We start from the raw sequence: 19,125 nt of genomic DNA on the forward strand, positions 1-19,125 counted from the left end.
AGGGAAAGAATCAACACGTTTCGATTATCCGCCTCTCGAACAGACGGGGCAAACCAGCACACATTTGCTCACATTATCGCGGCAATCGTAATGAATGGATGATTCCTTCAGTGATCGCGCGGCTCCTCGAAGGTTTCGCGCAACGCGATCTGCATGGTCGCGTGAATCTTCACGCACCAGCGCCAGAGTACCGTCAAGAGCAACGCCGCGCAGACGAGCACGGCCACCATCAATCCGAAAGGCGGCAAGATGCCGCCCGAAAGCGCGGCCACGAGCAGAAAGACGCCGAACATGGCGACGATGGGAATCAGCCCCGAGATGGCCGAACGAATCGCGCTCGTGAAGCGTCCGGCCTTCGCGGGTTGCACGCTGACTTCGGCGAGCAGGAGCGCAAGCGAATCCAGCTTGCGATACACCGCCACCAGAAACGGCAGCGCGATCAACAACGCCGCGCTCCACAACACGACGCGCTGCGCATTGTCCGATTCGAGCCAGCGCGCGAGGTAGCCGGAAGCGAACGGCGCCGAATACGACGCGCCCAGAAAAATCGCAGCCACGAGCGCCAGGTTCACCGCGATCTGCAGAACGATGCGCCGCGTCATCGAAAAGAGCGTCGGGCCGCCGGTCGCGGGCGTGAGACTCGCGAGCCACTGCGAGTAGAGGCCGAAGGTGTTGGCGAGCGGCGCGGGCATCGCGCGGGCAAGACGCATGGTGATGGGATCGGCGGCGCGAATCAGATACGGCGTGAAGAGCGTGGTGAGCGCGGAGACGGCGACCGCGATCGGATAGAGAAACGCGCTCGTCACCTTGAGCGACAACCCGAGCGACGCGATGATGAACGAGAACTCGCCGATCTGCGCGACGCTCATGCCGACGCGCATCGCCGTGCGCCCGTCCTTACCGGCGAGAAAAGTGCCGAGCCCGCACGATACGATCTTGCCGAACACGACCGCCACGGTGATGACCGCGATCGGCCACGCGTAATCGACGAGCACGGACGGATTCAGCAGCAAGCCGATGGTCACGAAGAAGATGGCCGAAAACATGTCGCGTACCGGCGCGATGAGATGCTCGATGCGCGCGAGATTCTTCGACTCCGCCATGATCGCGCCGATCAGAAAGGCGCCGAGCGCGATGCTGTAATCGAGCTTCACAACCAGCAAACAAAAGCCGAAGCAGAAGCCGAGCACGGTGACGAGCAGCATCTCGTCGCTTTTCGCGCGCGCCACGTAATCCAGCGCGCGCGGCACGATGAGAATGCCGACCACGAGCGACACGGTCATAAAAAGCAGCAACTTGCCGAGCGTGATGGCCGCGACGCCCGCTGTGACGGAACCTGTCTGCGCGATGCCGGAAAGCAGCACGAGCATTGCGATGGCGAGAATGTCCTCGACAATCAAGATGCCGAACACGAGTTGCGCGAACGGCTCGCCTTTCATCTTGAGCTCGGACAGCGCCTTCACGATGATCGTCGTCGACGAAATCGCCAGCACCGCGCCGAGAAAGAGCGAATCCATCGAATTCCAGCCGAACCAGCGGCCTATCTCGTATCCGATCCAGATCATCAGCACGATCTCGGACAGCGCCGCGACGAACGCCGTCGCGCCCACCTTGAAGAGTTTGCGCAGACTGAATTCGAGGCCGAGCGAGAACATCAGGAAGACCACGCCTAGTTCGCCGAGCGTCTGGATGGTGGCTTCGTCGTGAATCAGCTGAAACGGCGGCGTGTATGGCCCGATGATGACGCCCGCAACGATATAACCGAGCACGACCGGCTGACGCATGCGATGAAACAACACCGTCACGACGCCCGCGATGGCCATGATTACCGCGAGATCCTGAATGAAGCCGATCGCGTGATGCATCCAAAAAATCCTTACAAATTGGTAAACGGGATTCGATGTTACCGCACGGCAACGAAATCGCGCCGAGTTCGGCACTCAGTCGGGCGGATTGGAGATCAAGCAGGAGTCAAGCGGACGAGCGACGCGCATCGTGCTGGTGCATGCGATGCGGAAGAAGACGAGCCCGCGTGAGAAAAGCGGGCTCGATGGAACAGGGAAAACCTCGAAGCGCTCACACCGCCGCTTCGTTTTCCTCGCCGGTACGAATGCGAATGACGCGCTCGACTTCGGCCACGAAGATTTTTCCGTCGCCGATCTTGCCGGTGCGCGCCGCACCGATGATCGCGTCGATGACCTGATCGGTTTGATCGTTGGCGACGACCACTTCGATCTTCACCTTCGGCAGAAAATCGACGACGTACTCTGCACCACGATAGAGCTCGGTATGTCCTTTCTGACGGCCGAAGCCTTTGACTTCAGTAACCGTCAGCCCGGTCAGGCCTACTTCGGCGAGCGCCTCACGGACTTCATCGAGCTTGAACGGTTTGATGATGGCGGTGATACGTTTCATGGCGTGCCTCGCTTGAGTTCAAGAATCTTCGGAATGGGTCGTGTCCGCGAAGGACAGATGCTTTTGATTCTAGCAGGCTGCCGGTTATCGATTCAGCGCTTATGCGGCTGTTTTTCAGGCGTTTTTGGTGCATTCAACGCGAAGGGCTGCGTCGTGGCCGATACGTCGGCGATATCGCAAGTCCGCATTGCAGGCGCGCCGGTTGATTTTATGATGTGGATCGACCCGACGGCGCTTCGGAACGCGAGCAACGTCGAACAAAAACCAAGGAGGAGGCACAGCATGACCCGAACTCGAATCGCCGTGGCCGGAGCCGGATATATCGGACAGGCGCATATCGGCGTCCTGGAGAACAGCGCGACGTGCATGCTGTCGGCCATTGTCGATCCGTCGCCGGCTGCGCGCGCCATCGCGGAACGGGCGGACGTGCCGATCTACGCGACGCTCGACGAGCTCTTCGCACAGGACAAACCGGACGGCGTGGTGCTCGCAACGCCGAATCAGCTGCATGTGCCGCAAGCATTGCAATGCCTCGACGCGCGCGTACCGATGCTGCTCGAAAAGCCGATTGCGCCGACTGTCGCCGAAGCCGAAGCGCTCGTGCGCTCAGCGGATGAAGCGGGCGTGCCGATTCTCATCGGCCATCATCGCGCGCATAGTCCGATCATGGCGAAGGCCCGTGAGGTGATCGAATCCGGCGTGTTGGGGCGCCTTGTCGCCGTGACCGGCAGCGCGATGTTTCTGAAGCCCGATCATTACTTCACGGATGCGCCCTGGCGTCGCGAGCCTGGCGGCGGCCCGATCCTGCTCAACATGATCCACGAGGTTCACAACCTGCGCATGCTTTGCGGCGAGATCGTCGCGGTGCAGGCGTTTCTATCGCATGCGGCGCGCGGCTTTGCCGTCGAGGATACGGTCGCGATTAATCTGCGCTTCGAAAGCGGCGCGCTCGGCACGTTCCTGCTTTCGGATTCGGCGGCGAGCGCGCGCAGTTGGGAGCAGACCTCCGAAGAGAACAAGGCTTACGCGAGTTACGCCGACGAGGATTGCTATCTCGTCGCGGGAACCAACGGCAGCCTCGCCATTCCGACCATGCGTCTGAAAACCTATCCGCGCGATGAAGACCGTTCGTGGTGGAAGCCGTTCGAAGCGGGTGTCGTCGGCATGGTGCGGGACGACCCCATCAAGCATCAGATGGAGCACTTCGGCGCGGTTACGCGCGGCGAGGCGGCGCCGCTGGTATCGGCCCGCGACGGGCTCAGGAACCTGCGCGTGACGGAAGCTATCGTGGCCGCGGCGAAGTCGGGCGCGGTGATCGAGTTGCCACGGGATTGAAGGTTTCGAAGGCGTCGTGTGCATTCATCGCGCATACGACGCCCTTTCTGCGTGCAACGAACGTCACGACGCGTCAGGAATATTCTCCAGATCATCGAGCCAGACCGTAGCTTCCGAATCGCTCGGCGCGCGCCAGTCTCCACGCGGCGAGAGCGAACCGCCCGTTCCCACCTTCGGCGCATTCGGAATACACGACCGCTTGAACTGACTCAGCTTGAAGAAGCGATACAGGAAGATGCGCAGGTTCTTCTTGATCTGCGTGAGGTCGTATTCGTGATGAACGAGGTCGACATCGGCAGGCCACGCGCCCGCGTCCTTGTCGCCCCACGCCGTCGATGAAAGAAATGCCACCTTCGACGGCCGGAAACCGAAGCGAAGAATGTAGTAAAGGTTGAAGTCCTGAAGCTCGTACGGCCCGATCACGCTCTCGGTTTTCTGTTCGAGCGCGCCTTTCACCTTGCCCGGAATGAGCTCGGGGCTGATCTCGGTGGCGAGAATATCGTTGAGCACATCGGCGCCGTCGTTGCCGATCTGCGCCGTCTCGGCCACCCATCGCACGAGATGCGTGATGAGCGTCTTCGGCACGCTGGCGTTCACGCCGTAGTGCGACATGTGATCGCCGACGCCGTAGGTGCACCAGCCGAGCGCCAGTTCGCTCAAGTCGCCCGTGCCGATCACAATGCCATTGCTGTAGTTCGCGAGCCTGAACAGATGGTTCGTGCGCTCGCCCGCCTGCACGTTCTCGAAGGTGATGTCGTACTGTTCCTCGCCCGTCGAATACGGATGACCGAGGTCCTTCAGCATCTGGATGCAGCTCGGCCGGATATCCACTTCGGATGCCGAACAACCAACCACGTCCATCAGCCGGCGCGCCTGGGTGAGCGTGCGCTCGCTGGTCGCAAAACCGGGCATGGTCACGCCGAGAATGTTGGTGCGCGGCAGGCCGAGCCGGTCCATGGCCTTGGCGCAGACGAGCAAGGCATGAGTCGAATCGAGCCCGCCGGAGACGCCGATCACGACCTTCGAAATATTGCTCGAAGCGAGCCGTTGCACCAGCGCCTGAACCTGAATGTTGTAGACCTCCATGCAGCGCTCGTCGCGTCTGCTCGCGTCGATCGGCACGTAAGGGAAGCGCGGCACCGCACGTTGCAGAGGCAACACGGACGCCGCGGGCACGGCCACTTCACATCGCACGATACGGAACTTGCGCGCCTCTTCCTGATGTCTGCGCGCCGACTGAGCGAAGGTCGTCTGATGCATGCGTTCGCGCGACAGCCGCTCGACATCGACATCGCCGAAAATGACGTGCGATGCGTCGCTGAAGCGCTCCGACTCGGCGAGCTGCTCGCCGTTCTCGTAGATGAGCGCCTGCCCGTCCCACGCGAGATCCGTGGTGGATTCGCCCTTGCCCGCCGACGAATAGAGATACGCCGCGATGCATCGCGCCGATTGCTGCCCGACCAGTTGATGCCGGTACGACGATTTCCCGACGACGATATTCGATGCCGACAGATTGATGAGCACCGTCGCACCCGCGAGCGCGGCGAACGACGATGGCGGAATGGGCACCCAGACGTCCTCGCAGATTTCCACGTGGAAGCGGAAATACGGAATCGACGGAATATCGAACAGCAGCGATGAACCGAAGGGAACCTTCGCGCCGAGCAGATGGATCTCGTCGACCAACGCGCAATCGGCGGCACTGAATTGGCGCGCTTCGTAAAACTCCGCGTAATTCGGCAGGAAGCTCTTGGGAACCACGCCCTGCACGCGCCCGGACGACACCACGGCCGCGCAGTTGTACAACGCGTGATCGACGCGCAACGGCAAGCCAACCACCATGACGATATCGAGCGAGCGGGACTCTTCCACCAGCGCGGCCAGCGCGCGCTCGCACGCGACGAGCAACGCGTCCTGATGGAACAGGTCTTCGCACGAATAAGCGGACAACCCCAGCTCGGGAAACGCGACCAGCACGGCGCCGTTTTGCGCGGCCTGCCGAGCGAGCGCGATGGTCTCTCCGACATTGAACGATGGATCGGCCACCTTGCATTCCGGCACCGCGACGGCAACCCGCGCGAAACCATGGCTGTAGAGGTTCAGGAATTCGGTTTTCATTGTTTGCGTATCCTTTGGATACTCGTCATCATGCCGCACGCTTCAATCCGTCGCCATCTTCCTGAATGGCGTATGCGCTTCGAGTTCCTCGATATGCTGCGTCATCGCGGCGGTTTCTTCATCGAGAAACTCGCCGATCGCATGAGCAAAGCGCTGGTCGGCGATCCAGTGCGCGGACCATGTCGGCGTGGGCAACATGCCGCGCGACATCTTGTGCACGCCCTGCGCGCCGCCTTCGAAGCGCGCCAGCCCGTGCTCGATGCAATACGCGATGCCCTGCATGTAGCAGGTTTCGAAATGCAGCCCCGAAACGAACTCGCGCGTGCCCCAGTAGCGGCCATACATGGTGTCGCCGCCGATCATGTTGAGCGCGCAGGCGAGCCGCTCGCCGTCCGCTTCGGCGATGACGAGCAGCATGTTGTCGGGCGCATCGGCGTGAATTTGACCGAAGAACTCGCGCGTCAGATACGGCGCGTTCCAGTGCTCCTTGTACGTGTTCTCGTAGCAGCCATAGAAGAAGTCGAGCGCGCTTTTGTCGATCTGACGGCCGCGCAGCCACTTGTAAGTCACGCCCGCTTCGGTCACGCGGCGGCGATCCTGCTTCACCTTCTTGCGCTTGTCGTGGCTCATGGTGGCGAGAAACGCGTCGAAATTCTCGTAGCCCGCGCCCGGCAGATTCTCCCAATGAAACTGCACGCCTTCTCTCAACATGTAGCCCGCGTCCTTCAGCGCCTCGATGTCCTGTGCATGCGGAAACAGCACGTGCAGCGACGAGATGTCGAGTTGCCGCGTAAGCTCGATCGCACCGCGCGCGAGCAGCACGCGATCCGCGTGTTCGGCCGCGATGAGACGCGGACCCGTCACCGGCGAGAACGGCACGGCCGAGAGCGCCTTGGGGTAATAGCGCACGCCGTGGCGTTCGAAGGCATCGGCCCAGGCGTGGTCGAAGACATATTCGCCGCGCGAGTGCGACTTGAGATAAAGCGGCATGGCGCCGGCGAAGACGCCGTTGCGCTTCAGAATGAGGTGATGCGCCCGCCAGCCGGTGCGCTTGACCGCGCAATGCGTGTCCTGCAACGCCGACAGGAAGCCGTGACTGACGAAGGGATTCGCGCCCGCGAGGCGGTTCCACTCCTCGGGCGAAATGTCCTCTAGCGTGTCGACTACCTGGATTTCGACTTCGCGATTCAACGGAAGACCTCGAATGATGAGTTTTGCCCTTGCGGGCATGAACGGCTATTCTCGCGCAAGTTTTAATTCGTCGTTTAGTCGGGCGTGGCCGCTCTCGAAGGTTGCGCCGATTCGGCGATAATCCCGGCCATGCCCTGGTTTCTCTATCTCATCGAATGCGCCGATGGCAGCCTGTACACGGGCATCGCCACGGATGTAGAAGCGCGCTTCGTCGCGCATGCCGCCGGCAGGGGCGCGCGTTATACACGCGCGCGCAAGCCGCTGCGCGTCGTGGCGTCGTTCGAACTGCAGGGAAGATCGGAGGCGTTGCGCGCCGAATATTGGGTGAAGCAGCTCACCGCGCGGCAAAAGCGCGCGTTGATCGCCGGCGAGCGCACGCTCGATTCCGTGCTGCCGCCGCCCGCTGTCGCCGTCGTGGATGACAACCTGGACGAAGCCCACGACGCGCCCGCAAATTGAAACGGCCGCGCATCGAGCGCGGCCGTGCGGACCACTCGCATCGCGTCTACGCAACGCGACGCGCGAAAGCCAGGCTTACTTCTTGAAGTTAGCCGCGCCTTCCGAGATTTCCTTGTGCGCGGCTTCGATGCCGTCCCAGCCTTCGACCTTCACCCACTTGCCCTTCTCCAGCGCCTTGTATTGCTCGAAGAAATGCTTGATCTGGTCTTTGAGGTACTCGGGCACGTCGTCGATCGACTTGAGATCTGCCGTCATCGGGCAGATCTTGTCGTGTGCAACGGCGATCAGCTTCGCGTCGACGCCGGATTCGTCGGTCATCTTCAGCATGCCGAGCGCGCGCGAGCGGACCACCGAGCCTGCGAGCAGCGGGAACGGCGTGATGACCAGCACGTCGACCGGGTCGCCGTCGCCCGACAGCGTCTGCGGGATGAAGCCGTAATTCGCCGGATAGCGCATGCCGGTGCCGATGAAGCGGTCGACGACGAGCAGGCCCATGTCCTTGTCCGCTTCGTATTTCACCGGATCGCTCTGCGCGGGAATCTCGATGATGACGTTGAAGTCCTGCGGAAGATCCTTGCCGGAAGGTACGTTGTTGAAGCTCATGAGCGCTCTCTGATGAAGTTGAGTTCGGAAATCTGTCAGCGCCGCGCGCGCGAGGCATTCTCTTCGGCGCGGTGGCCGCGTTTCTGCGCATTCGCGCGGTCGCGCGAGGCGGCGTGGATGCAGCGAAGTGCAACCCGGGCATTATAGCCAAACGCGCCTGCGCGCCCTTTCGCTTGCCTTGGCGGGAGGATCGCCGGACGTTGCACGCCACACGTTCATCCGTGTTTTCCCCGATCCGAAACCCTCGCCTCGGCTTGCCGCCTGGCAGCTAGAATCCTTACGCGTCTGTAATCATCGAACGAACCCGAACGCGCAAGAGAAAGAGGAGACGACATGGCCCGCACCGCCGATTCAGTGCAAAGCCCCGCCACGGGCACGCCTTCCGCATTCGAGGAGGCAACCTACAAGAAGGTCGCATGGCGGCTCTCGCCGCTTCTGCTCATTTGTTATGTGGTCGCGTATCTGGACCGCGTGAACGTCGGCTTCGCCAAGCTGCAGATGGCCGCCGATTTGAACCTCTCCGATGCCGTCTATGGCTTCGGCGCGGGCATTTTCTTTTTCGGCTATTTCATCTTCGAGATACCGAGCAACGTGATTCTTCATCGCGTCGGCGCGCGCGTGTGGATCGCGCGGATCATGATCTCGTGGGGCGTCATTTCCGCGCTCACCATGTTCATCACCACGCCGACCATGTTCTACGTCATGCGCTTTCTGCTGGGCGTGGCCGAAGCGGGCTTCTTTCCCGGCATCATTCTTTATTTGACGTACTGGTTTCCGGCGCAACGGCGCGGGCGCATGACGACGCTGTTCATGACGGCGATCGCGTTGTCGGGGTTGATCGGCGGGCCGGTGTCGGGCTGGATCATGAAGCGTTTCGATGGCACGAACGACTGGCATGGCTGGCAGTGGCTGCTATTGCTGGAAGGCATTCCGTCGATCGTCGTTGGATTCGTCGTGTTCTTCAAACTCGACGACCGCATCTCGAAAGCGAAGTGGCTCACGGCCGACGAGCGAGCGTTGCTCGAACGCAATATCGCCGCCGATAACGTCGAGAAAGAGGACATGCCCATCGGCAAGATTCTGTCGAGCCCGAAAGTCTGGCTGATGAGCCTGATCTACTTTTCCTTCGTGATGGGTCTTTATGGCGTGAGCTTCTGGCTGCCGACGATCATCAAGGCCACCGGCGTCTCCGATGCGCTCACGGTCGGCCTCCTCTCCGCGATTCCCTACGGCGCGGCGGTGATCGGCATGCTGCTGGTCGCGCGCAGCGCGGACAAGCGCGGCGAGCGGCGCTGGCATATCGCCATTCCGGCGTTCATCGGCGCATTGGGGCTGGTGCTCTCGGTCGTGTGGTCGGCGAACACGCCGCTTGCCATGCTCGGACTCACGCTTGCGACCATGGGCATTCTCACGACCTTGCCGTTGTTCTGGAGTCTGCCGACTGCGTTCCTCGCGGGCACGGGCGCGGCCGCCGGCATCGCGATGATCAATTCGCTCGGCAATCTCGCGGGCTTTCTGAGCCCGTATCTCGTGGGATGGCTCAAGCAAGCCACGGCATCGAACGCAAGCGGCATGTATATGCTGGCCGGCTGTCTGATCGTGGGCGCGCTGCTCGTGCTGAGCGTGCCTGCGCGAATGGTCAATCGGTGAATCGAAGGAGAGCCGCCGTGCAAACGAGGCGGCCCTCCTAATGGCGCAGGCGGTACGTCGCCGCGATGATGCATCGCACTCCCGCGCTTTATAAGCTCCTATGTAGGAGTCTTGCCGGGCGTGTCGAGGAACTCGATCGACTCGATAATCTTCAACGCCTCCGGTATTACTCCGGTCTTGCTAAAGCGAGGTACCGCCACGACGGGTGCGCTGCCGCACAGGGCCACGGCTGCGCGAAGCAAACAGAACCCTAATGAGACACTTCGATTTTGCGGATCACCGACGATCATGCGCTGAAGCACTACTAAACCGGAACTTCCAACAGCCTTTACCGAAAGCCACTGCACAGCCGGAACCAACACCTTCTTGTCGCGTGCAGACACCCCCGATAAATCCCTGAACCAACGTCCTTTCTGTGCGTCATATCGAGCCAAGGTGTAGTCGCGAATTGAGCCCGCATCGGACGAACTTAGACAAACGAAGGTAATTGCAAGACTCCCGATGCCGGTTTTTTTGTACGGCAAGTCGTCTACCGCATAGCTGTTGCCGGATATCCATCCTCCGTAAGGATCTTTGAATCCAATGGAACAATGATGGTTACCGCTGCTAACAAGTAATTCCTTTCGCTCGTTTGGTTCAGACTTTGCGGATGAAGCGCTGTGCAGCCCGAGAGCAATGAAACAGATGGCCAAGCCTTTTGCGATTAACTGGCAAGCTTTAGAGCCACATAGCAGACATAATTTTTTATTCATCTTTGGCCTCTTCGCAGAATATCGTAATCTGGCGCGTCTGCCGCCTGACCCGGCGCGATCGGGAATTTCACTTCGGATAAGACTGCGAGAGCCACGTTGTAAGCCATACAGCGCGCCTCAAATCCGTTAAGCCGTATCGAATAGAGACTATCGATTGCCCCTGGCAAGTTCACCGATGCCGATGCTTTCCAAAAACTAGCGCTGCGGTAGTAACTATGCGCACGTCGATTTGCGGTAAGCCCTACTCGCTCCAGTACATGCGGCTCATCGGCATACCTGGCCATCCGCAGCTTCACCCAGTAAAAGCCTGCGCTCAACGCGGCATCCGACTGATCCGGAAGCGAGACGTTTGCCCGCCACTTATGCATGTCAGGTGTAAGAGCAGTCTCAGTGGCTTGCCAAACATCGTTGCTCCGTGAACGATCTGCCGCTCGCTGCGCAGTGAGAAGTTGTACACGTACAGCTGACGGGATTTGTGATGCTCGCCCGTGAAAATCCCAATGTCGAGGTAGTTGCTTGCCCATGTCAGCTGTAGGAAGCCGCGCCCAAACCAAGGGTAATATCTTTGAGTTGTAGGAGAGCCCTCTTCCAGCAGTTGCAACCATTGAGATTCTTGAATAGCGTTGCCAAAAAAACTTGCCATACGTAACGGCGTGTTGATGCCGTAGGTGCACATCATGCGATTTAAAACGACTCGCTGGTTCTTGAAGATATTTCCGCTAGTGAAAGTGCCTGGGACTAGCTCCCACAATGTTTGCCCGCCGTGCTTACGGACCGTAAAAGATGGTACTAGCTGCTTGAACTCTTTTTCACTCAACCACGCACACTTCCTAAAGTGTCGAATAAACGCCGTCGGATGAAAAAACCAAAGCTTATTCGCCTCGCCTAGCGGCGTCTGCTTTATAAACTGAAACTGCTTGACGAAGCTGAGGAAGTTTTCGTAGCCACGCGGATCGGTCTCCTTGCGCTTACCAAAGAATCCATTCGGTTCATTCAGCGCACGGAAGCGTTCCTCATTGTTGCTCGTATCCCATTCGCTTTTGGCGTGACAAATAAAGCCCTTGAGCTTGACTCGCACTTCCGCCTCGCCACGCACATAAGCCGCCAGTCGCTGGTCATGGTCGAACTCCGTTGGTGTTTGGGCATGTAACGCTAGGCGTGTATCGGTCACACCCGCAATCGTGCAAAGCTCGTCATAGCCACAAAACCCCTCTTGATTGAACGGCGTATTGCCCTCCTCGATTTTCTGCCAGCCCATGAAGAAAGGGAAGTCTGCATCCGACAGCTTTTGAATGCTGGCCAAATTCACGTCGATATAGCCCGTCGTACCTTGAGCAAACGGTACCTCGACCCAAGTAGCTCGATTGCCGGCGGGCAAGGTCGGTGTATCCGTGCTCAGGATGCGGCCGAAACGGAGCAACTCATAGCCTTCGCTTGGGCACGCTTCGTATAGCGTGGTTGCGCGCTCGTAAAGGTCATATTCATACTCCGCGAATTCATCCTGCACAGGTTCCGGAGTCAGCGAAACAAGCTTTCGATCGCCCTTGTCAATCCACGCACGCATGAAACGCTCGCCCCGGCTAAAGTACGTCTCGACGTAAAGCGTGCTGTTGGCATCCAAAGCGCCTGCGTTCAGTGCGGGGAAAAGCAGCTTGGGTGTGCGACCTTTCGTCTTCAGGTTTCCTTGGCCCGGCGGCGTGCTCATGAACGTGGAGCCCTTTGGAATAACAAAGTATGTGTGCCCCCAATAGTCCTTCGACGCTGGCGTGTTTGGCTGTGCATCACCCAACGCAACCTTATGCCCCACCTGATCGAACCACGCGGTGAAATCCGCCTCGGTCATGAAGATCTCAAAGTGCAGATGCTTCTCACCCTGACTTTGGCCGACAAAACCCAGGCGATCCTTCCGATAAACCTTCTTTCCACCGCCCGCTTGCACGCCTTCTGTCTCCCTGAGCAGCCAAGCGGCGAGCGCACCGGGGGAACTCTCAGGCATCGGATTATTTGGCTGCGACGCAAGCGCATTGGTGCTAATGACGTCAAGCAAGTGCATGTAAAGCGAATAGAAGGTGATGGTGCGGCCTTCGCCTGTTTCGGTCACGTGTTTGAGCAGCACGAAGCCGATGTTGCTGTTGAGCGCAAGGCTGCCGTCGGAATTTGTTTGGCCATCCGAGACGGCCTTCAAAGCGACGCGATAAGCAACGACTTCTCCATCTGCGATCGCCCGCACCGGTTCGAGTTGACCATCGCCCGCGAAAGGCACCAGATGCATGCCGCAATGCCAGCGTCGATCGAATGCGATTGGGAAAACACCACTATGCGATAACTCGAAGTCATCGACCTTATCCATCATTGGATCGGTCTTCCATTTTTCTATGGGCGTGATCAGGCCTTCGACGGGAAGTAAAGGGGGGCTAATGATCATTGGTGGACTCGGCAAGGCTACCTGCTGATTACGGTAGTGCCGGATTGTTGCGGAAAACCGGAACGAAACGCAGGGCGGAATCGCTTTTCCGCGGACATTTCAGATAATCCTCAAACTGCTTAGGACAGAGTCGCTCCTTGTATAAAGCACCCGCGCACCACGACGACGCACACCTCGCCACGATGCACCAAAAGCAACCGCGCCAGACGCCTCCGTCACGCTGTAATTCCTTCCCAAAAACTCCGCAAACCCATAGCCATCGGTCAAAAGCCCCCGATTGGCATAGCACTTGCAGAACCCCCTTGCTGGTCGCGGGCGTCGACGCTCACACCACGTCAAGCAAATACACATCGGCAAGGGGAACACACAAATGAAACGACGCAGTCTGCTGAAGTTCGGCTCCATGTCGGGCGCGCTCGCCCTCGCGGGTCAGCTTCCGATCACCAAGGCGCAAGCCGCCGATACGGGTCCGATCAAAGTCGGCATCCTGCATTCGCTGTCGGGCACCATGGCCATCTCCGAGACGTCGCTCAAAGACACGGCGCTCATGACCATTGCCGATATCAACAAGAGCGGCGGCGTGAACGGCCGCCAGCTCGAACCGGTGGTCGTGGACCCGGCGTCCAACTGGCCGCTCTTCGCCGAAAAAGCCCGTCAGCTTCTGACGCAGGACAAGGTCGCCGTCGTGTTCGGCTGCTGGACGTCCGTGTCGCGCAAGTCGGTGCTGCCGGTCTTCGAGGAACTCAACGGCCTGCTCTTCTACCCCGTGCAGTACGAAGGCGAAGAGATGTCGCGCAACGTGTTCTACACGGGCGCGGCGCCGAACCAGCAAGCGATTCCCGCCGTCGAATATCTGATGGGCGCGGAAGGCGGCAGTGCCAAGCGCTTCTTCCTGCTCGGCACGGACTATGTGTATCCGCGCACGACCAACAAGATCCTGCGCGCCTTCCTTCATTCGAAAGGAGTCAAGGATGAGGACATTCAAGAGGTCTACACACCGTTCGGACATAGCGACTATCAAACCATCGTCGCGAACATCAAGACCTTTTCCCAAGGGGGAAAGACAACTGTCGTCTCTACGATCAACGGCGACTCGAACGTACCGTTCTACAAGGAACTCGGCAATCAAGGCCTGAAGGCGACGGACGTGCCCGTGGTCGCGTTCTCGGTCGGTGAAGAAGAATTGCGCGGTATCGATACGAAGCCGCTCGTCGGCCACCTCGCCGCATGGAACTACTTCATGTCGGTGAAGAACCCGAACAACACGAAGTTCGAGAAGGAGTTCTTCGCGTACGCCAAGGCGCAGAATCTGCCGGGCGGCGACAAGCGCGTGACCAACGATCCGATGGAAGCGACCTTCGTCGGCATCCACATGTGGAAGCAGGCGGTCGAGAAAGCGAAGAGCGCCGATGTGGACAAGGTGCGCGTCGCGATGATCGGTCAGAGCTTCGCCGCGCCCTCGGGCTTCACCTTGACGATGGATGGCAACCACCATCTGCACAAGCCCGTGATGATCGGCGAAATTCGCGGCGACGGTCAGTTCAACGTCGTGTGGAAGACGAAGACCGCCATCCGCGCGCAGCCGTGGAGCCCGTATATCGCCGGCAATCAGGGCAAGCCGGACGTGGTCAGCTCGATTCCCTCGTTCCTGCGCCGCGCGCGCACGCGCACGGCCTAACCTATCGAGTCGAGGAAAGGGCCGCGCGTGTCATCGCGCGCGGCCAGTCACCATCAGAAAGGCCACCATGACCGGTTCGTTCGCCCGCCTCTTCCCGCGTATGCTGCTTGCGCTTTTCATCGCGCTCGCGCCGTTCTCCGCGCATGCGCTCACCAGCGACGATCTCGCGCCGCTCGCCGCCGACGACTTCGAGGCGAAGTCCGCGGCCATCGACAAGCTGATCGCCAACGCGGATGCGCCTTCGGTCGCCGTGCTCTCCGCGCTCGCGGACGGCTCGCTCGTCGCCACCGACAATGGCCACGTTTATCTGCAGACCGACGACGGCAACAAGGACCCGCTTACCGGCAAGGTCGTCGAAGCGCCCGACGCGCAGGCGATCACGCTCAACAACATCCTGCGCACGAAAGTGAACGGCGCATTGTCGGGCTTGCAGCTCGCTTCGCCGGATATCGCCAAGCGTCGCGATGCTGTGGCCGCGCTCCTGAAGAATCCCGATCCGTCGATGAAGCCGCTGATCGACCGCGCACGCGCCGGCGAAACCGATCCCGAGCTCAAGAAGCGTCTCGACACGCTCTGGGCGATGACCGCCCTGCACGACGCCGACGTCGTCAAGCGACTGGACGCGGTCAAGCTCGTCGCCGCGCGGCACGATCTCGACATGTACGAATTGCTGCGTCCGCTCGTCGCGAAGAAAGCGGACGGCACCTTCAACGAACCCGACGACCGCGTGCGGGCCGCGGCGCAAGCGGGCATCGAAGACCTCGATTCGATTCAGCATCGCGGCGAAATCTTCGGCACGCTGTTCGCGGGCCTTTCGCTCGGCAGCGTGCTGTTGCTCGCGGCGCTCGGTCTTGCCATCACGTACGGTCTGATCGGCGTCATCAACATGGCGCACGGCGAGTTTTTGATGATCGGCGCCTACGCGACTTATGTCGTGCAGAACCTCGTGCAGCATTACGCGCCTGCCGCGTTCAACTGGTATCCGCTCTTTGCCGTACCCGCGTCGTTTGCCGCGGCGGCGCTCGTCGGCATCGTGCTGGAGCGCCTCGTATTGAAGCATCTCTATGGACGTCCGCTCGAAACGCTGCTGACGACCTTCGGTATCAGCCTCATCCTCATTCAGGCGACGCGCACGCTCTTCGGTGCACAGAACGTGCAGGTGACCAATCCTTCGTGGATGAGCGGCGGGATTGCCGTCATGCCGAATCTGATCCTGCCGTATAACCGGCTCACCATTCTCGCCTTCTCGCTCGCCGTCGTGGCGATTGCATGGGGCGTGCTCACGCGCACGCGGCTCGGGCTTTTCGTGCGCGCGGTCACGCAGAACCGCCGCATGGCCGCGTGCGTCGGCGTGAAGACTTCGCGTGTCGATTCGTATGCATTCGCGTTCGGCGCGGGCATCGCGGGACTCGGCGGCTGCGCGCTTTCGCAGATCGGCAACGTCGGACCGGATCTCGGGCAGAGCTACATCATCGATTCCTTCATGGCCGTGGTGCTCGGCGGCGTCGGTCAACTTGCAGGCACGGTGATCGGCGGCTTCGGACTGGGTCTCGTCAACAAGGCGATCGAGCCGTTCTGGGGCGCGGTGCTCGCGAAGATCGCGGTGCTCGTGCTGATCGTGCTGTTCATTCAGAAGCGTCCTCAAGGCATGTTCGCCCTGAAGGGCCGCAGCGCGGAGGCCTGATCCCATGACTGCCTCGACCAATCTCTCGGCCAATCTCGACGTCGCGCCGCAACCCGACGAGAACGCCGCCCGCGCGGGCTTCGCGCTCGGCCTGCCGCCGCGCGCCGCGCTCTTGCCGCGCAACGGCTGGATCGCGCTGATCGCGCTCATCATCGCGATGGGCATCGTCGTGCCGGTCTCCGCGCTCGTGCTGCCGGAAACGAGCACGTTCCATCTGTCCGCGTATGCGATGACGCTCATCGGCAAGCTGATGTGCTATGCCATCGGCGCGCTCGCGCTCGATCTCGTGTGGGGCTACTGCGGCATTCTGAGCCTGGGTCACGCGCTGTTCTTCGCGCTCGGCGGCTACGCAATGGGCATGTACCTGATGCGCTCGATCGGTCGCGAAGGCACGTATCAGAGCGACCTGCCCGACTTCATGGTGTTTCTCGACTGGCACAAGCTGCCGTGGTTTTGGGAAGGCACGGAGCATCTTTGGTATGCGCTTTTGCTCGTCGTGCTCGTGCCGGGCGTGCTCGCGTGGGTGTTCGGCTTCTTCACGTTCCGTTCGCGCGTGAAGGGCGTGTATCTGTCAATCATCACGCAAGCCATGACCTTCGCCGCGATGCTGCTCTTCTATCGCAATGAAACGGGCTTCGGCGGCAATAACGGCTTCACCGACTTCAAGCGCATCGCGGGCTTTCCGATCACGCATCCGGGCACGCGCACCGGCCTCTTTCTCATCACGTTCGCGGTGCTGGTGCTCGCGTTTCTCGCGGCGCGCTGGATCGTCACCTCGAAGCTCGGACGCGTGGTGACCGGCGTGCGCGACGGCGAGACGCGGCTCATGTTCCTGGGCTACAGCCCGCTCGCATACAAGCTCTTCATCTGGACCGTGTCGGCGGTGCTGTGCGGCATTGCCGGCGCGCTCTATGTGCCGCAAGTCGGCATCATCAATCCGAGCGAGATGTCGCCCGCCAATTCCATTGAAATGGCGATCTGGGTTGCGGTAGGCGGACGCGGAACGCTCATCGGCCCGATCATCGGCGCGTTCGCCGTGAATGGCGCGAAGAGCTTCTTCACCGCTTATTTCGCGGAATACTGGCTGTTCTTCCTCGGCCTCATCTTCACGCTCGTGCCGCTGCTTCTGCCGAACGGCATCATGGGACTCATCGACATGGCGCGCCGCAAGAAGGCTCACGCAGGAGACGCCGCAGAATGACCGCACATAACGCACTGATCGTCGATCTGCCGCCGTTGCCGCAATCGGAGGAATCGAACGAACGCAACATGAACGGCATCACCGGGCTCGGCCATGTGCTCGCGCCCGGCGAGATCGACGTATCGCACGGCACCATTCTCTACCTCGAAGACGTGACCAAGAGCTTCGACGGCTTTCGAGCGCTCAACAAACTGACCTTGTCGATCGACGTGGGCGAACTGCGCTGCGTCATCGGCCCGAACGGCGCGGGCAAGACCACGATGATGGATGTCGTCACCGGCAAGACGCGTCCCGATACGGGCAAGGTCTTTCTCGGACAGACACTCGACCTCACGCGCATGTCGGAGCCGGTGATCGCGCGTACTGGAATCGGCCGGAAGTTTCAGAAGCCCACGGTGTTCGAGAATCATCCCGTGTGGGAGAACCTCGAACTCGCGATGAAAACGGACAAGCGCTGGTTCGCGTCGCTGCGTTCGCGGCTCGACCGCGCGGCGCAGGCACGTATCGAAGAGACACTGGAGCTGATTCGCCTTCATCATCAGGCCACGCGGCTCGCGGGCGAGTTGTCGCACGGGCAAAAGCAGCGGCTCGAGATCGGCATGTTGCTGATGCAGCAGCCTGCCCTCTTGCTGCTCGACGAACCCGCTGCCGGCATGACCGATCACGAGACCATGGAACTTGCCGAGCTGCTCAACAAACTGCGCGGCTCCTGTTCGATGATGGTCGTCGAACACGACATGGAGTTCGTCGCCGCGCTCGCGGGCGCCGATGGCAAGGTCACGGTCATGGCCGAAGGCAGCGTGCTCGCCGAGGGCACGCTGGAAGACGTTCAGCGCGATGAAGCGGTGATCGAGTCCTACCTCGGACGCTGATCTCACCGCCCGCACAGATCACCAGAGCGAAGCCCAAGGCACCCATGCTAGAAGTCGAATCCCTGAATCAGTACTACGGCGGCAGCCACATTCTTCGCGATGTGAAGATGACCGTCCCCGATGGCAAGCTGACGGTGCTGCTCGGCCGCAACGGCGTCGGCAAGACGACGCTCCTGCGCTGTTTGATGGGCGTCGTGCCGACGCGCAGCGGCATCATCACCTGGCGCGACAAGAAGATTTCGTCGATGCCCACGCATGCGCGCGTGACGAGTGGCCTCGCCTATGTTCCGCAAGGCCGGGACATCTTCGGCCGCCTCACCGTGGAAGAGAACCTGCTGGTCGGCGCGGCGAGCCGCAAGTCGCCATCGAAGATTCCCGATCACATCTATCAGCTCTTTCCGGTGCTGAAGGACATGAAAAACCGGCGCGGCGGCGACCTTTCGGGCGGTCAGCAACAGCAACTGGCTATCGGCCGCGCGCTGATGAGCGAACCGCAGCTGCTGATTCTCGACGAACCGACCGAAGGCATCCAGCCGTCCATCATTCGCGACATCGGCAGGACGCTGCGCCAACTCGTCGATGAAATGGGCATGACGGTCTTGCTCGTCGAACAGTACTACGACTTCGCGCGCGAACTCGCCGACCGCTACTGGGTGATGAGCCGCGGCGAGATCATCGCGGGCGGCGCGGGCTCCGAGATGGATGAACAGGGTGTGCGAGAGTTGATCGCCGTCTGACTTTT

15 protein-coding genes are annotated in these 19,125 nt (G+C 60.6%); 8 read left to right on the top strand and 7 right to left on the bottom strand.

The genetic code is table 11. The features are described from left to right. Window positions 1-107: 107 nt before the first annotated feature. Both NCR98_RS10235 and glnK read right to left on the bottom strand, forming a co-directional pair. On the bottom strand, window positions 108-1,865 hold the full coding sequence (locus NCR98_RS10235) for a cation:proton antiporter (RefSeq protein WP_250465342.1): 1,758 nt from the start codon (window positions 1,863-1,865) through the stop codon (window positions 108-110). Window positions 1,866-2,076: 211 nt separating this feature from the next. After that, complete coding sequence (gene glnK / locus NCR98_RS10240) at window positions 2,077-2,415, bottom strand: P-II family nitrogen regulator (protein WP_086969848.1); 339 nt, start codon at window positions 2,413-2,415, stop codon at window positions 2,077-2,079. Between the two features lie 282 nt (window positions 2,416-2,697). Between glnK and NCR98_RS10245 the strand changes: the two genes are divergently transcribed. Beyond that, entirely contained in the window at window positions 2,698-3,750 is a 1,053-nt protein-coding gene (locus NCR98_RS10245; protein ID WP_250526129.1) for a Gfo/Idh/MocA family protein, read from the top strand. A gap of 63 nt (window positions 3,751-3,813) precedes the next feature. Here the strand turns inward: NCR98_RS10245 and NCR98_RS10250 are convergent, their stop codons facing one another. Next, window positions 3,814-5,868, bottom strand: coding sequence for an NAD(+) synthase (locus NCR98_RS10250; protein WP_250526130.1), 2,055 nt, complete (start codon window positions 5,866-5,868; stop codon window positions 3,814-3,816). Between the two features lie 42 nt (window positions 5,869-5,910). Next, complete coding sequence (locus NCR98_RS10255; RefSeq protein ID WP_250526131.1) at window positions 5,911-7,059, bottom strand: GNAT family N-acetyltransferase; 1,149 nt, start codon at window positions 7,057-7,059, stop codon at window positions 5,911-5,913. 129 nt (window positions 7,060-7,188) lie between these two features. On the opposite strand from NCR98_RS10255, the gene NCR98_RS10260 reads away from it, so the two are divergent. Next, window positions 7,189-7,518, top strand: coding sequence for a GIY-YIG nuclease family protein (locus NCR98_RS10260; protein WP_250526132.1), 330 nt, complete (start codon window positions 7,189-7,191; stop codon window positions 7,516-7,518). A 75-nt stretch (window positions 7,519-7,593) separates the two neighbouring features. Here the strand turns inward: NCR98_RS10260 and ppa are convergent, their stop codons facing one another. Beyond that, a complete protein-coding gene (gene ppa, locus NCR98_RS10265) occupies window positions 7,594-8,121 on the bottom strand; it encodes an inorganic diphosphatase (protein ID WP_250526133.1) in 528 nt (175 codons plus the stop codon). 333 nt (window positions 8,122-8,454) lie between these two features. Between ppa and NCR98_RS10270 the strand changes: the two genes are divergently transcribed. Continuing rightward, a complete protein-coding gene (locus NCR98_RS10270) occupies window positions 8,455-9,771 on the top strand; it encodes an MFS transporter (protein ID WP_250526134.1) in 1,317 nt (438 codons plus the stop codon). Between the two features lie 98 nt (window positions 9,772-9,869). Here the strand turns inward: NCR98_RS10270 and NCR98_RS10275 are convergent, their stop codons facing one another. Next, on the bottom strand, window positions 9,870-10,523 hold the full coding sequence (locus NCR98_RS10275) for a hypothetical protein (protein WP_250526135.1): 654 nt from the start codon (window positions 10,521-10,523) through the stop codon (window positions 9,870-9,872). A 313-nt stretch (window positions 10,524-10,836) separates the two neighbouring features. Beyond that, the gene (locus NCR98_RS10280) at window positions 10,837-12,948 is read right to left on the bottom strand and encodes a lysozyme family protein (RefSeq protein WP_250526136.1); all 2,112 of its coding nucleotides are present in this window, start codon (window positions 12,946-12,948) and stop codon (window positions 10,837-10,839) included. A 370-nt stretch (window positions 12,949-13,318) separates the two neighbouring features. Here NCR98_RS10280 and urtA point away from each other — a divergent pair, with 370 nt between their 5' ends. The 5 genes from urtA to urtE all read left to right on the top strand — a co-directional run bounded on the left by urtA (window position 13,319) and on the right by urtE (window position 19,120). Then, a complete protein-coding gene (gene urtA / locus NCR98_RS10285) occupies window positions 13,319-14,626 on the top strand; it encodes an urea ABC transporter substrate-binding protein (RefSeq protein WP_244825971.1) in 1,308 nt (435 codons plus the stop codon). Window positions 14,627-14,693: 67 nt separating this feature from the next. Then, entirely contained in the window at window positions 14,694-16,310 is a 1,617-nt protein-coding gene (gene urtB, locus NCR98_RS10290) for an urea ABC transporter permease subunit UrtB (protein WP_250465349.1), read from the top strand. A 4-nt stretch (window positions 16,311-16,314) separates the two neighbouring features. After that, the gene (gene urtC, locus NCR98_RS10295; protein WP_250465351.1) at window positions 16,315-17,511 is read left to right on the top strand and encodes an urea ABC transporter permease subunit UrtC; all 1,197 of its coding nucleotides are present in this window, start codon (window positions 16,315-16,317) and stop codon (window positions 17,509-17,511) included. A gap of 68 nt (window positions 17,512-17,579) precedes the next feature. After that, entirely contained in the window at window positions 17,580-18,383 is an 804-nt protein-coding gene (gene urtD / locus NCR98_RS10300; protein ID WP_244828098.1) for an urea ABC transporter ATP-binding protein UrtD, read from the top strand. A 44-nt stretch (window positions 18,384-18,427) separates the two neighbouring features. Continuing rightward, window positions 18,428-19,120: an urea ABC transporter ATP-binding subunit UrtE gene (gene urtE, locus NCR98_RS10305; RefSeq protein ID WP_250526137.1), complete on the top strand. Its 693-nt coding sequence runs from the start codon at window positions 18,428-18,430 to the stop codon at window positions 19,118-19,120. The last annotated feature ends 5 nt before the right edge of the window (window positions 19,121-19,125 follow it).

This window comes from Caballeronia sp. GAWG2-1 (genome assembly GCF_023631405.1).
Classification (GTDB): Bacteria; Pseudomonadota; Gammaproteobacteria; order Burkholderiales; family Burkholderiaceae; genus Caballeronia.

Coding starts and splice junctions, on each gene's coding strand:
- urtC (WP_250465351.1), top strand. CDS start 16,315: ATGACTGCCTCGACCAATCTCTCGGCCAATCTCGACGTCGCGCCGCAA.
- NCR98_RS10260 (WP_250526132.1), top strand. CDS start 7,189: ATGCCCTGGTTTCTCTATCTCATCGAATGCGCCGATGGCAGCCTGTAC.
- glnK (WP_086969848.1), bottom strand. CDS start 2,415: ATGAAACGTATCACCGCCATCATCAAACCGTTCAAGCTCGATGAAGTC.
- NCR98_RS10280 (WP_250526136.1), bottom strand. CDS start 12,948: ATGATCATTAGCCCCCCTTTACTTCCCGTCGAAGGCCTGATCACGCCC.
- NCR98_RS10275 (WP_250526135.1), bottom strand. CDS start 10,523: ATGAATAAAAAATTATGTCTGCTATGTGGCTCTAAAGCTTGCCAGTTA.
- ppa (WP_250526133.1), bottom strand. CDS start 8,121: ATGAGCTTCAACAACGTACCTTCCGGCAAGGATCTTCCGCAGGACTTC.
- urtD (WP_244828098.1), top strand. CDS start 17,580: ATGAACGGCATCACCGGGCTCGGCCATGTGCTCGCGCCCGGCGAGATC.
- NCR98_RS10250 (WP_250526130.1), bottom strand. CDS start 5,868: ATGAAAACCGAATTCCTGAACCTCTACAGCCATGGTTTCGCGCGGGTT.
- NCR98_RS10245 (WP_250526129.1), top strand. CDS start 2,698: ATGACCCGAACTCGAATCGCCGTGGCCGGAGCCGGATATATCGGACAG.
- urtE (WP_250526137.1), top strand. CDS start 18,428: ATGCTAGAAGTCGAATCCCTGAATCAGTACTACGGCGGCAGCCACATT.
- NCR98_RS10235 (WP_250465342.1), bottom strand. CDS start 1,865: ATGCATCACGCGATCGGCTTCATTCAGGATCTCGCGGTAATCATGGCC.
- NCR98_RS10270 (WP_250526134.1), top strand. CDS start 8,455: ATGGCCCGCACCGCCGATTCAGTGCAAAGCCCCGCCACGGGCACGCCT.
- urtB (WP_250465349.1), top strand. CDS start 14,694: ATGACCGGTTCGTTCGCCCGCCTCTTCCCGCGTATGCTGCTTGCGCTT.
- urtA (WP_244825971.1), top strand. CDS start 13,319: ATGAAACGACGCAGTCTGCTGAAGTTCGGCTCCATGTCGGGCGCGCTC.